Below are 13,372 nucleotides of genomic sequence, written 5' to 3'. Positions count from 1 at the left end.
CTCGACGGTTTCCTAAAATTTACCGATGGTGAGTGTTGCCAGCCGGTCGCTGAAAGTGGCGGACCTGGATCTGGAAACCATTACGTAAACCTACATACAGACTTTCTCCGGGAACCAGTCCCGCAGCGGTGGCCCAGCGGGCCAGATCGTCCTGGTCAAACCCCAGCCAGAGATCACCGCAGGCCTCCCTGGCCCAACTCTGGTTGTGGCTGCACAACTCTGTCACTAACAGGCTGCCGCCCGGTTGCAGCAAGCCGGCCAGTCGTTTCAGCGCATCGGCCGGCGCGGCGAAATGGTGCAGGACCATGTTCAGCACCACGCAATCGGCCGCCAGGCTCGCGCCATTCAATGCATCGGCCAGTTGCAGGCTGACGTTAGCCAGCGTTTCGCGTTCACAGACCTGGCGTGCCAGTTCGAGCATGGCCGGGCTGTTGTCCAGCGCGGTCACCCGGGTGAAGCGGCGGGCCAGTTCCGGCAGGAAACTGCCATCCCCGGGGCCGACTTCGATCGCCGTGGCGGTGTCCGTGAAGTTGAGTTTGTCGAGCAGTGCCAGCACGCTTTCGCGGTACTGGGGCAGTCCTGCGATCAGGTCCTGCTGGGCGCGAAACTTCTCCGCGACCCGTGAGAAAAAGTCCTGGCTGGCGGCCGCCCGCTGGCGGTGCACCAGGCCGATACGCGACTGCACTTCGCCGGGCAGCGTCAGGTTGTCCACTTCATCCAGCAGGGCGGCGTGCAGCCTGCCGCCCAGCAGTTCGGTGTGGGGCAGGGCGCGCCGGTAGAAGATCGCATTGCCTTCGCGGCGGGTCGCCACCAGGCCGGCCTGGGCCAGGACCTTCAGGTGGTGGCTCATGCCGGACTGGCCGATGGCGAAGATCTGCGCCAGTTCCAGTACGCCGAACGAGTCGTTGGCCAGTGCGCGCAATACATTCAGCCGCAGCGGATCGCCGCCGGCCTTGCACAGGGCCGCCAGCTCGTCGCAGTCATCATGGCTCATGGAGGGCGCGCGTAAATTCATAAGGCCAGCAGTCTAGTGATGCCCCCCCAACCTCGCAAGACCAATATCAAAAAGTTTTGATATTGGTCGATAGGTGGCACTTAACGCAGGTCGCTGTGTTCTACAGACGAGCTGCAGAATGGTTTCATCAGGCGATTGCACCTTTATCAACCGGAAAAACGCTCTAGAGTGACTATCTGTCATTGCCCCCGGCCTACCGGCTGAGGGAAAATGCACGCCTTTTTCCGATTCGTTTTATTCAACTCGACTTAGATAACCCTCAGGAGATCAGCGATGCCAAGCCGTCGTGAGCGTGCCAACGCCATTCGTGCCCTCAGCATGGATGCCGTGCAAAAAGCCAACAGCGGCCATCCCGGTGCCCCTATGGGTATGGCGGATATCGCCGAAGTACTTTGGCGTGACTACCTGAAGCACAACCCGAGCAATCCATCCTTCGCCGACCGTGACCGCTTCGTGCTGTCCAACGGTCACGGCTCGATGTTGATCTACTCGCTGCTGCACCTGACTGGCTACGACGTCACCATCGACGACCTGAAGAGCTTCCGCCAGCTGCACAGCCGCACTCCGGGCCACCCGGAATTCGGCTACACCCCGGGCGTCGAGACCACCACCGGCCCGCTGGGCCAAGGCCTGGCCAACGCTGTGGGCTTCGCCCTGGCGGAAAAGGTCCTGGCGGCGCAGTTCAACCGTCCCGGCCACAACGTCGTCGACCACCACACCTACGTGTTCCTGGGCGATGGCTGCATGATGGAAGGCGTTTCCCATGAAGTCGCTTCCCTGGCCGGTACCCTGGGCCTGGGCAAGCTGATCGCCTTCTACGATGACAACGGCATCTCCATCGACGGCGAAGTCGAAGGCTGGTTCACCGACGACACGCCAAAGCGCTTCGAAGCCTACAACTGGCAGGTGATCCGCAACGTCGACGGTCACGACCCTGAAGAGATCAAGACCGCGATCGACACCGCGCGCAAAAGCGAGCAGCCGACCCTGATCTGCTGCAAGACCACCATCGGTTTCGGTTCGCCGAACAAGCAAGGCAAGGAAGACTGCCACGGCGCGCCACTGGGTGCCGAGGAAATCGCCCTGACCCGCGCCGCGCTGAAGTGGAACCACGGCCCGTTCGAAATCCCGGCCGACATCTACGCCGAGTGGGATGCCAAGGAAGCCGGTCGCGCCGTCGAAGCCGAGTGGGACCAGCGTTTCTCCGCCTACTCCGCCGAATTCCCAGAGCTGGCCAACGAGCTGGTGCGTCGCCTGAGCGGTGACCTGCCGGCCGATTTCTCCGAGAAGGCCGATGCCTACATCGCCGAAGTCGCGGCCAAGGGCGAAACCATCGCCAGCCGTAAAGCCAGCCAGAACGCCCTGAACGCGTTCGGCCCGCTGCTGCCGGAATTCCTCGGCGGTTCGGCCGACCTGGCCGGTTCCAACCTGACCCTGTGGAAAGGCTGCAAGGGCGTCAGCGCCGAAGACGCCAGCGGCAACTACATGTACTACGGCGTTCGCGAGTTCGGCATGACCGCCATCATGAACGGCGTGGCCCTGCACGGCGGCCTGGTGCCTTACGGCGCGACCTTCCTGATGTTCATGGAATACGCGCGCAATGCGGTACGCATGTCGGCCCTGATGAAGCAGCGCGTGATCCACGTCTACACCCACGACTCCATCGGTCTGGGCGAAGACGGCCCGACGCACCAGCCGATCGAGCAGATCGCCAGCCTGCGCTGCACCCCGAACCTCGACACCTGGCGTCCAGCCGATGCCGTGGAATCGGCGGTGGCCTGGAAAAACGCGATCGAGCGCAAGGACGGTCCTTCGGCGCTGATCTTCTCTCGCCAGAACCTGCAGCATCAGACCCGCAATGCCGTGCAGATCGCCGAAATCAGCCGCGGTGGCTACGTGCTCAAGGACTGCGCAGGCGAGCCTGAGCTGATCCTGATCGCCACCGGTTCCGAAGTCGGCCTGGCGGTGCAGGCTTTCGACAAGCTGACCGAGCAGGGCCGCAAGGTGCGCGTGGTGTCCATGCCATGCACCAGCGTGTTCGATGCTCAGGACGCCGGTTACAAGCAGTCGGTCCTGCCGCTGCAGGTCAGCGCCCGGATCGCCATCGAGGCCGCTCACGCGGACTACTGGTACAAGTACGTCGGCCTGGAAGGTCGCGTCATCGGCATGACCACCTACGGCGAGTCGGCGCCTGCGCCGGCCTTGTTCGAAGAGTTCGGTTTCACCCTGGAGAACATCCTGGGTCAGGCTGAAGAGCTGCTGGAAGACTAAGTCCGCCAGTCGCGTTGTCTGCTGTTCTTCGCGGGCAAGCCTCGCTCCTANCCCGCGATGACAATTGAACAGGCAACACGACAGTGATGATGGATTCACCCCGGTAATCGAGAACCCCATGCCTCAACCGCGTCCCTACAAAGTTGCACTCAACGGCTACGGCCGGATCGGTCGTTGTGTCTTGCGTGCCCTGTTCGAGCGGGGGGCTGCGGCCGGGTTCGAGATTGTCGCGATCAACGATCTGGCCGACATGGCCAGCGTGGAATACCTGACACGCTTCGACTCCACCCACGGCCGGTTTCCCGGCGAGGTGAAGGTCGACGGCGACTGTCTGCATATCAATGGCAACTGCGTGAAGGTCCTGCGCAGTGCCACCCCCGAAGGCATCGATTGGGCGTCCCTGGGCGTCGATCTGGTGCTCGAATGTTCCGGTGCCTATCACACCCGTGAAGACGGCCAGCGTTTTCTCGACGCCGGCGCGCCGCGGGTGCTGTTTTCCCAGCCGATGGCCAGCGAGGCGGATGTCGACGCCACCATCGTCTACGGCGTCAACCAGGACTGCCTGACCGGCGCCGAGCTGCTGGTGTCCAACGCGTCCTGCACCACCAACTGCGGCGTGCCGCTGTTGCGCCTGCTGGACCAGGCCATCGGCCTGGAATACGTGTCGATCACCACCATCCACTCGGCGATGAACGACCAGCCGGTGATCGACGCTTATCACCACGAGGATCTGCGCCGCACCCGCTCGGCGTTCCAGTCGGTGATCCCGGTGTCCACTGGTCTGGCGCGTGGCATCGAACGGCTGTTGCCGGAACTTGCCGGGCGAATTCAGGCCAAAGCTGTGCGCGTGCCGACCGTCAACGTGTCCTGCCTCGACATCACGATGCAGACCGTGAGCGATACCGACACCGGAGAAGTCAACCGGATCCTGCGCGAGGCCGCCACCAGCGGTCCGCTCAAGGGGCTGTTGGCCTACACCGAGTTGCCGCACGCCAGCTGTGATTTCAACCATGATCCGCATTCGGCGATTGTCGATGCCAGCCAGACCCGTGTTTCCGGCCCGCGGCTGGTGAACATCCTGGCCTGGTTCGACAACGAATGGGGTTTTGCCAACCGAATGCTGGATGTTGCAGGACACTATCTGCAAACAGCTGCACCCAAAGCTGTCTCTTAACTTCCCGTTTCCAAAAAAACAGTAACCCAGGAATTGCGACCCATGACCGTGTTGAAGATGTCCGACCTCGATCTGCAAGGTAAGCGCGTACTGATCCGCGAAGACCTCAACGTCCCAGTCAAGGACGGTGTTGTCACCAGCGATGCGCGTATCCTGGCTTCGCTGCCGACCATCAAGCTGGCCCTGGAAAAAGGCGCGGCCGTGATGGTCTGCTCGCACCTCGGTCGTCCGACCGAAGGCGAATTCTCCGCCGAGAACAGCCTCAAGCCAGTGGCCGACTACCTGAGCCGGGCCCTGGGTCGTGAAGTGCCGCTGGTGGCCGACTACCTGGGCGGCGTCGAGGTCAAGGCCGGCGACATCGTGCTGTTCGAGAACGTGCGCTTCAACAAGGGCGAGAAAAAGAACGCCGACGAACTGGCCCAGCAATACGCCGCCCTGTGCGATGTGTTCGTGATGGACGCCTTCGGCACCGCGCACCGCGCCGAAGGTTCGACCCACGGCGTGGCCAAGTTCGCCAAGGTCGCCGCTGCCGGCCCGCTGCTGGCCGCCGAGCTGGACGCACTGGGCAAGGCCCTGGGCGCTCCGGCCAAGCCGATGGCCGCCATCGTCGCCGGCTCCAAGGTGTCGACCAAGCTCGACGTGCTCAACAGCCTGAGCCAGATCTGCGACCAACTGATCGTCGGCGGCGGCATCGCCAACACCTTCCTCGCCGCTGCCGGTCACCCGGTCGGCAAGTCGCTGTACGAGCCTGACCTGCTGGATACCGCTCGCACCATCGCCGCCAAGGTCAGCGTGCCGCTGCCGGTGGACGTGGTGGTGGCCAAGGAGTTCGCCGAAAGCGCGACCGCCACCGTCAAGCTGATTGCCGAGGTGGCTGCCGACGACATGATCCTGGACATCGGCCCACAGACCGCGGCGAACTTCGCCGAGCTGCTGAAGTCGTCCAAGACCATCCTGTGGAACGGTCCGGTCGGCGTGTTCGAGTTCGACCAGTTCGGCAACGGCACCAAGGTGCTGGCCCAGGCCATCGCGGAAAGCGCGGCGTTCTCCATCGCCGGCGGCGGCGACACCCTGGCGGCCATCGATAAATATGGCATAGCCGAGCAGATCTCCTACATTTCTACCGGCGGTGGCGCCTTCCTCGAATTCGTCGAGGGCAAGGTACTGCCGGCGGTCGAAGTCCTGGAAAGCCGGGCCAAAGCCTGAAGTCCCAATGGCCAGGCAAAGGAGTGTTCATATGGTCAAGACGTTACCGCTGTTGATCGTCGCGGGCTTGCTGGCCGGTTGCGGCAGCCAGCCTGCCCAGTCGGAGCCCGATTCGGCAGAGCCCGAGAAAGGCTGTTATCAGGCCGACTGGCAGGCCGAGACTGCGCCGGTGATCAACAAGCGCATGGGGCCCGATGGCCTGGACAAGTACGAGACTCCAGCCAAGGCCAAGGAACATGGTTGCCCTTGACGGGTCTGATTGGATAACGCGCTGTGCTGGCGGCCGTGGGCCGTCAGCCGAGGAACACCGATGAAAGGCTTTATCGCCGTGGCTGCGCTGGGATTGCTGGCAGGTTGCGCCAACTTCGACCTGTTCAAGCCGGCCGAGACGGATAACTGGACGACCTGGGTGTGCGACAGCCAGGCGCAAGTGGTCTGGCGCTACACCGACAGCAGCCGCAAGGAAGTCGATGTGCGGCTGGGCGGGGCCGACCAGGTCTATCGCCTGAAGCTGGAACCGAGCGGTTCCGGTTCGCTGTACAGCAACGACATGCTGGCGTTTCACGAAAAAGGTGACGAAGGCCTGGTTTACTGGGTCGCCACCAACGATTTGATCGGCCGCGGCTGTAAAGCGCCGTAGGCCGGGAGCCAATGCTGCACTGTAGGAGCGAAGCTTGCTCGCGATAGCGATCCGACCGTCAACAGAGATGTTGAATGTGCTGGCCCTGATCGCGAGCAAGCTTCGCTCCTACAGAGAGAGGCGCGGCTCTTGAGATTGATGCAGTAACGAATCCGCAGGCCGGGCTGACCCCCGATCTGCAATCACTTGAATAGCAGCCGCCGCTACGGCAGGCTTGCACGATTAACGACCCTCGACCGGGAGAGATACACACAATGGCACTCATCAGCATGCGCCAGATGTTGGACCACGCAGCCGAATTCGGCTACGGCGTTCCAGCCTTCAACGTCAACAACCTTGAACAGATGCGCGCCATCATGGAAGCAGCTGACAAGACTGACTCTCCGGTGATCGTCCAGGCTTCGGCCGGTGCCCGCAAATACGCCGGCGCGCCTTTCCTGCGCCACCTGATCCTGGCGGCGATCGAAGAATTCCCACACATCCCGGTGTGCATGCACCAGGACCACGGCACCAGCCCTGACGTCTGCCAGCGCTCGATCCAGCTGGGCTTCTCCTCGGTCATGATGGACGGCTCCCTCGGCGAAGACGGCAAGACCCCGACCGACTACGAGTACAACGTGCGCGTGACCCAGCAGACCGTGGCCATGGCTCACGCCTGCGGCGTTTCGGTAGAGGGCGAGCTGGGCTGCCTGGGTTCCCTGGAAACCGGCATGGCCGGTGAAGAAGACGGCATCGGCGCCGAAGGCGTGCTGGACCACAGCCAGATGCTGACCGACCCGGAAGAAGCCGCGGACTTCGTCAAGAAGACCCAGGTCGACGCCCTGGCCATCGCCATCGGTACCAGCCACGGTGCCTACAAGTTCACCAAGCCGCCTACCGGCGACGTGCTGGCCATCGACCGCATCAAAGAGATCCACAAGCGCATCCCCAACACCCACCTGGTGATGCACGGTTCGTCTTCGGTTCCACAAGAGTGGCTGGCGATCATCAACCAGTACGGCGGCGACATCAAAGAAACCTACGGCGTGCCGGTTGAAGAAATCGTCGAAGGCATCAAGTACGGCGTGCGCAAGGTCAACATCGACACCGACCTGCGCCTGGCGTCCACCGGTGCCATGCGTCGCCTGATGGCCACCAACCCGAGCGAGTTCGACCCGCGCAAGTTCTTCGGCGCTACCGTAACCGCCATGCGCGACGTGTGCATCGCCCGTTACGAAGCCTTCGGCACCGCGGGCAACGCTTCGAAGATCAAGCCGATCTCCCTGGAAGCGATGTTCCAGCGTTACCTCAAAGGTGAGCTGAACGCCAAGGTCAACTAAGCCTTAGCGTTGAACGAAAAAGCCCGCAGCGATGCGGGCTTTTTTGTGCCCGGTTTCCCTGATCTGGGTAGGAGCGAGGCTTGCNGCGAACGTCAGGCCCTCATCGCGGGCAAGCCTCGCTCCTACACCTACGCCATCAGGTTTCGTTGTGATCGATATCCAGCTTGTAGAAGGTCACCTTGCCGCCTTCGCTGGTGTAGCCGGTGTTGTCCTGCACGTACACGCCGGCCTTGAAGTACAGCGGCTTGTCGCGCCAGGTGGCGCTGATCTGGGTGTCCCATTGGTAGCCCGCGGCGCTGATGCCCAGGGCGCCGCCCGGGCTCAGGTGGATCAGGTAGGAGAACTCCCGGTCCAGTGGCACGTTCTGGGCGACGATGATCACCCGGCTTTCGGTATCGTCCGGACGCATGCGGACCTTGGCGACTATGTTGCCGCTCTGGGTGGTGGTCTTGTACTGGTACTCGACCTTCACCAGTGGCTTGGTGCTGTTGTAGGCATGGATCTGGCCGATGACGATCTTGCCCGTGGACGGCACCTGGTTCACCGCCAGGGTGGCGTAGAGCAGGTTGTCGGCTTCCGGGTAGGTCCAGTTTTTCAGGGTGCCGTTGGCGTAGGTTTCACGCAGCTCGCTGCGCGGGTAGATGGCGTTGGCGGTGCGGGAGCCGGTGACGGGCGACCAGAAGAACAGGGTGCCGGTGTCGGAATGGAAGTACTGATCCTTGAAACCACTCACCAGTTTGGGGGTGTCGATGGTCGCCGGTGGACTGCCTTCGGGAATGCTCAGATTCCAGGTTGCGAGGTCGATCATAGTCAAAGCTTCCCGATTTGATGCCGGATGAAAGCCGACAAAGGCTTTAGCCTGCGCGTTTGAAGGCGATCTTTATAAGCGTAGAAGGTGCTTTTGTTAATGCCCGTCCGGCGGATAATTGGCGTCAACCATATGTCGAAAAAATCCCTCCGTCAGTTTCATCCCCTATGGGGCTGACCGTTAGTCGGGAGCCTGGGGCTTTGGCTAAATGATGGCGCTGTGACAGCTTCTGCTTTGCAGGATCCGGGTCTAGAGTGAAGGCTCAGTTTTTGTCCGGTCTTCTTCGCAGGCCGGCCCTACACAGACAAGAGAAGCAGCATGGAATGCGCGCAAACTCGGCCAGGTGAAGCCAGCTCGGTCTTACTGATTGTTGATGATTACCCCGAAAACCTGCTCAGCATGCGAGCCCTCTTGCAGCGCCACGACTGGCAGGTCATGACCGCCGCCTCGGGTGTCGAGGCCCTGGGTCTGTTACTGGAACACGACATCGATCTGGTGTTGCTGGATGTGCAGATGCCGGAAATGGACGGTTTCGAAGTGGCTCGCCTGATGCGCGGCAGCCAGCGAACCCGCCTGACCCCGATCATTTTCCTCACCGCCAACGAGCAGTCCAAGGACGCCGTGATCAAGGGCTACGCCAGCGGCGCGGTGGATTACCTGTTCAAGCCGTTCGACCCGCAGATCCTCAAGCCCAAGGTCCAGGCGTTGCTGGAACAGCAGCGCAATCGCCGCGCGCTGCAGCGCCTGAGCCACGACCTGGAGAACGCCCGGGCCTTCAACGCCTCGGTGCTGGACAACGCCGCGGAAGGGATTCTGGTGGTGGACGAAGGCGGGATCGTCCGTTTCGCCAACCCGGCGATCTCGCGCTTGCTCAACGCCCCGGTGAGCGAGCTGGAGGGCTCGGCGCTGCTCGACTATCTGCAAAAGCCCCATGTACCGCTGTGGGACGAATCCGAACTGTTTGCCAGCTATCGCAAGGGCGAGACCTACCGCCTGCACGACGCCACCTTGCGTACCGTCCCGGGCCAGCAGGTGTCGGTGGCGTTGTCCTGCGCGCCGCTGCCGAGCGAGCAGAAGGCGATGGTGGTGACCCTGCTCGACATGTCGGAAGTCCGCCACCTGCATCAGCAACTGGAATACCAGGCGGTGACCGATCCGCTGACCGGCCTGCTCAACCGCCGCGGCTTCTACCAGACGGTGGAAAGCGTGTTGTTGCGCAGCGAGCGTTCGGACAAGTCGCTGGTACTGCTGTACCTGGACCTGGATGGTTTCAAGCGGGTCAACGATTCCCTGGGACATGACGCGGGGGACCGGGTGCTGCGCTGGGTGTCCGAGCAGATCAAGGCCTGCCTGCGTTCCTTCGACATCCTGGCGCGCATGGGCGGCGACGAGTTCACCGCCTTGCTGGAGCTGGAGTTCCCGGAACAGGCGGCGAAGATTTCCGAGAAGCTCATCGAGCGGATATCCATCTGTCAGCAGATCGACGGCCTGGATGTCGCCCTGGGGGCCAGCATCGGTATTGCCATCTACCCCGATTGCGGTTCCAACCTGGATGGCCTGATGCGCGCGGCGGACATCGCCATGTACGAGTCCAAGCGTGCCGGGCGCCAGCAGTACCGTTATTACGACCACGAAATGAACGGCCGCGCCCGTTCGCGGCTGATGCTCGAGGAAAGTGTGCGCAGCGCGGTCGAGCGCAAGGAGTTCAACCTGGTGTACCAGCCCCAGGTGGCGATTGCCGATGGGCGCCTGCGCGGTTTCGAAGCCTTGTTGCGCTGGCGGCATCCGAGCGTCGGCGATGTGCCGCCGGGGTTGTTTCTGCCGCTGCTGGAGGAAGCGCGGCTGATCAGTCGCCTGGGCAGCTGGATCTACCAGCAGAGTGCGAGCCAGCGGGCGTCCTGGAAAACGCTGTTCGCCGAACAGACTGTGTTGGCCGTGAGCCTGAGCGGCACCCAGTTCGCCATGCCGAACCTGGCCACCGAACTGCGCCAGGTCCTGGAGCGGCATGGCCTGGAACCGCGGCAGCTGGAGGTCGAAGTCACGGAGGATGCCTTGACCCAGAACCTCGATGAGTCGCGCAAGCAGCTGCGCCTGTTGCGCAGTCTCGGGGTGCGGGTGGCGCTGGACGATTTCGGCTCGGGCGCCTGTTCGCTGGCCCACCTGCGGGACCTGGAGCTCGATACCCTCAAGCTCGACCGCCACCTGATCGCCAGGCTGCCGGGCTCGACGCGGGACGCGACGCTGGCACGCTGCGTGATCGACCTGTGCAAGGCGTTCGGTGTGCTGGTGATCGCCGAGGGCGTGGAAACCCTGGAACAGTACCGCTGGCTGCAGGCCAACGGCTGCGAGTACGTGCAGGGTTTCCTGGTGGCGCGGCCGTCGATCGCCGCGGATGTCGAGCGCTTCGCCGAGCCCTTCGACTGGAGCGCGTTGCCGGGTTGAATTCGCTACACTGGCGGCCTTTCGTGATTGCGTTGCCGCCCCATGACCGCGTTGAAATACCTCCAGGCCTATCCCGCCACCCTGCAAGAACAAGTGCGCCAGCTGATCGCGCAAGGGCGGCTGGGCGATTACCTGAGCCAGCGTTACCCCGGCAAGCACGGGGTGCAGAGCGACAAGGCGCTGTACGGTTATGCCCTGGAATTGAAGCAGGAGTACCTGCGCAATGCCCCGGCCATCGACAAGGTGTTGTTCGACAACCGCCTGGACCTGACGCACCGCGCCCTGGGCCTGCACACCACGACCTCGCGGGTCCAGGGCGGCAAGCTCAAGGCCAAGAAGGAAATCCGCATCGCCTCATTGTTCAAGGAGGCGGCGCCGGAATTCCTGCGCATGATCGTCGTCCACGAGTTGGCGCACTTCAAGGAAAGCGAGCACAACAAGGCCTTCTACAAGCTCTGCGAGCACATGCTGCCGGGCTATCACCAACTGGAATTCGATCTGCGGGTCTACCTGACCTGGCGCGACCTGCAAGCGCGCCAGGGCGGGGCCGAGTGACCCCGGGCACAAGGAGCGGGCGATGGACGTGAGCAAGACCAAGAGCAGTTTTTACCGCCGGCTGTACGTGGCCTATCTGATCGACAGCGGCCTGGCCAGCAACGTCCCGGCCCTGACCGAGGCGACCGGCATGCCGCGGCGCACGGCGCAGGACACCATCGCCGCCCTGGCGGATCTGGATATCCTCTGTGAGTTCGAGCAGCAGGACGGCGCACGCAATCATGCCGGCAGCTATCGGATCAAAAGCTGGGGCGCGATCGACAAGGGCTGGATCGAGGCGAATCTGTCGCGGATCAAGGCGGTGCTGGAGTATCCCTGAGGGATCTCGGCAGCCCGTTGGTGCGGATGCGAACCTGCTGGCTGCAGCAGGCTCGCGATCGCGATATCAGCTGCGGCGCATGCCGATATGCGGGATATCGTCTTCCAGGTACTCCTCGCCCACCACGTTGAAGCCGTAGCGCCCGTAATACCCCTGCAAATGGGCCTGTGCCGACAGATAGATCGGCGTTTGCGGCCAGTGTTTCTGCGCCTGTTTCAGGGCGTGCTCCATCAGTTCATGGCCCAGCCCCTTGCCCCGTGCCTGCGGGGCGATCACCACGCGACCGATGACCACGTCGCCACCCTGGGAGACCGGGTCGAGCAGGCGCAGGTAGGCCACCAACTGGTCATCGTCCCAGGCCATCAGGTGGCAGGTGTCGCCTTCCAGGTCCTGGCCATCGACTTCCTGGTAGGCGCATTTCTGCTCGACCACGAAGACTTCGGTACGCAACTGCAGGATCGCGTACAGCTGCTCCTTGCCCAGATCGGTGTGGTGTTTGCAGACCCATTCGATTGTCATCGTTTCATCCTTTGGAAAGCTGTGCCCGGATGTTAAGCGCCTGGCGGGTGGCTTGTCTTGCCTGGCAGCGCAGTGGCGATTCTGTGAGGTAGGTCAAAATGCCATCATCGCGTTGGTTCGCGACTGTCTTCTTTGTGTAATCTGCGCTGAAGCGCTGTGCAGTGGCGCCCATAAGCTACTGTTAGGAGCTGGGTCGCGGCCGTCCACCGGCCGCAGGACCTCGAGTCTGGGCAAAAAACACGCAGGGCTGTCCGCCCGCTAAGGATCTTTTAGCATGCTGCGATTGCATCGAGCTTTTGCTTTGATCGGATTGCTGTTGCTGGGCCAGAGCGCTTATGCGGAAAAATTGCGATTGGTGGCCGACGCCTGGCCACCCTTTACGGATGCGACGCTGGTCAACGGCGGGCTGGCCACCGATATCGTCAGCACCGCGCTGGCCCGGGCCGGTTACGCCAGCGAGTTCGAACAGGTGCCCTGGGCGCGGGCCCTGTTCGGCGTCGGCGAGGGCCGTTACGACGTGCTGGTGAATGCCTGGTTCAATGAGGCGCGCACCCAGCTGGGGCAGTTCTCCTCGGAGTACCTGGTCAATCGGGTGCGTTTCATCCGGCGCAAGGATGCACCCATCGAATACACCAGCCTCAAGCAATTGCACCAGTACCCCATCGCGGTGGTGCGTGGTTATGCCTACTCCCCCGATTTCGACAGCGATCCGGAACTGCAGAAGGTCCTGGTGCACAACTTCGCGATGGCGGTGCGCATGCTGGCGGCCGACCGGGTCAAGCTGACCCTGGAGGACGAATATGTCGCTCGCTATTACCTGGCGCGGGAGTCGCCGCGGGTGCGCAATGCGGTGGAGTTCCTGCCCAATTCCCTGAGCGAGAACGGCCTGCATATCCTGGTCAGCTTGAAGAACCCCGAGCATGCGCAGATCGTGGCGAAGTTCGATCGGGAGATCGAAGCGATGAAAGCCGACGGCAGCTACGACCGCTTGCTGCGCCAGCACGGGATGTGAAAAGGCGTCATTAAAGCTGCTGCCGCAGGCTGGACGCCAAGGCCGAAACCTGCGGCGTGCTTGATAGCTTGCGCCTCCTGCGGAGGCGATCG

Annotated in this window: 13 protein-coding genes; 10 read left to right on the top strand and 3 right to left on the bottom strand. The window is 62.7% G+C overall.

Translation table 11 applies throughout. The features are described from left to right. Positions 1–19: 19 nt before the first annotated feature. Positions 20–1,015 carry an ArsR/SmtB family transcription factor gene (locus ACTJKT_RS19725; RefSeq protein WP_440788238.1) on the bottom strand — a complete coding sequence of 332 codons (996 nt, stop codon included), beginning with the start codon at positions 1,013–1,015 and terminating at the stop codon, positions 20–22. 273 nt (positions 1,016–1,288) lie between these two features. Between ACTJKT_RS19725 and tkt the strand changes: the two genes are divergently transcribed. The 6 genes from tkt (at position 1,289) to fba (ending at position 7,625) form a co-directional block, all read left to right on the top strand. Then, positions 1,289–3,286: a transketolase gene (gene tkt, locus ACTJKT_RS19720; RefSeq protein WP_440788237.1), complete on the top strand. Its 1,998-nt coding sequence runs from the start codon at positions 1,289–1,291 to the stop codon at positions 3,284–3,286. A 118-nt stretch (positions 3,287–3,404) separates the two neighbouring features. Continuing rightward, on the top strand, positions 3,405–4,460 hold the full coding sequence (gene epd / locus ACTJKT_RS19715; protein ID WP_053281234.1) for an erythrose-4-phosphate dehydrogenase: 1,056 nt from the start codon (positions 3,405–3,407) through the stop codon (positions 4,458–4,460). A gap of 42 nt (positions 4,461–4,502) precedes the next feature. Continuing rightward, positions 4,503–5,666, top strand: coding sequence for a phosphoglycerate kinase (locus tag ACTJKT_RS19710; protein WP_440788236.1), 1,164 nt, complete (start codon positions 4,503–4,505; stop codon positions 5,664–5,666). 31 nt (positions 5,667–5,697) lie between these two features. Then, positions 5,698–5,916: a hypothetical protein gene (locus ACTJKT_RS19705; protein ID WP_102676332.1), complete on the top strand. Its 219-nt coding sequence runs from the start codon at positions 5,698–5,700 to the stop codon at positions 5,914–5,916. A gap of 60 nt (positions 5,917–5,976) precedes the next feature. Beyond that, positions 5,977–6,306, top strand: a complete 330-nt coding sequence (locus tag ACTJKT_RS19700) for an MliC family protein (RefSeq protein WP_007922315.1) — start codon at positions 5,977–5,979, stop codon at positions 6,304–6,306. A gap of 254 nt (positions 6,307–6,560) precedes the next feature. Then, entirely contained in the window at positions 6,561–7,625 is a 1,065-nt protein-coding gene (gene fba, locus ACTJKT_RS19695; RefSeq protein WP_003229012.1) for a class II fructose-bisphosphate aldolase, read from the top strand. A 136-nt stretch (positions 7,626–7,761) separates the two neighbouring features. On the opposite strand, the gene ACTJKT_RS19690 is transcribed toward fba, so the two are convergent. Then, positions 7,762–8,433, bottom strand: a complete 672-nt coding sequence (locus ACTJKT_RS19690) for a polysaccharide lyase family 7 protein (RefSeq protein WP_440788235.1) — start codon at positions 8,431–8,433, stop codon at positions 7,762–7,764. A gap of 318 nt (positions 8,434–8,751) precedes the next feature. Here ACTJKT_RS19690 and ACTJKT_RS19685 point away from each other — a divergent pair, with 318 nt between their 5' ends. From ACTJKT_RS19685 to ACTJKT_RS19675, 3 genes are read left to right on the top strand one after another with little or no spacing between them, the layout of a single operon-like run. Continuing rightward, positions 8,752–10,875: a putative bifunctional diguanylate cyclase/phosphodiesterase gene (locus tag ACTJKT_RS19685; protein ID WP_440788234.1), complete on the top strand. Its 2,124-nt coding sequence runs from the start codon at positions 8,752–8,754 to the stop codon at positions 10,873–10,875. A gap of 42 nt (positions 10,876–10,917) precedes the next feature. Then, positions 10,918–11,430, top strand: coding sequence for a M48 metallopeptidase family protein (locus tag ACTJKT_RS19680; protein WP_440788233.1), 513 nt, complete (start codon positions 10,918–10,920; stop codon positions 11,428–11,430). A 22-nt stretch (positions 11,431–11,452) separates the two neighbouring features. Beyond that, positions 11,453–11,749, top strand: coding sequence for a winged helix-turn-helix domain-containing protein (locus tag ACTJKT_RS19675; RefSeq protein WP_025807245.1), 297 nt, complete (start codon positions 11,453–11,455; stop codon positions 11,747–11,749). Between the two features lie 66 nt (positions 11,750–11,815). Here the strand turns inward: ACTJKT_RS19675 and ACTJKT_RS19670 are convergent, their stop codons facing one another. Next, positions 11,816–12,268, bottom strand: coding sequence for a GNAT family N-acetyltransferase (locus ACTJKT_RS19670; RefSeq protein ID WP_038636152.1), 453 nt, complete (start codon positions 12,266–12,268; stop codon positions 11,816–11,818). A 274-nt stretch (positions 12,269–12,542) separates the two neighbouring features. Between ACTJKT_RS19670 and ACTJKT_RS19665 the strand changes: the two genes are divergently transcribed. Continuing rightward, positions 12,543–13,280 carry a substrate-binding periplasmic protein gene (locus ACTJKT_RS19665; RefSeq protein WP_025807247.1) on the top strand — a complete coding sequence of 246 codons (738 nt, stop codon included), beginning with the start codon at positions 12,543–12,545 and terminating at the stop codon, positions 13,278–13,280. Positions 13,281–13,372 lie beyond the last annotated feature (92 nt).

Origin of the sequence: Pseudomonas sp. 22526, assembly GCF_052044735.1 — a bacterium.
Taxonomy (GTDB): domain Bacteria; phylum Pseudomonadota; class Gammaproteobacteria; order Pseudomonadales; family Pseudomonadaceae; genus Aquipseudomonas; species Aquipseudomonas piscium.
Note: the sequence above shows the minus strand (reverse complement) of the source record. Positions and strands in the feature narration are given on the sequence as shown.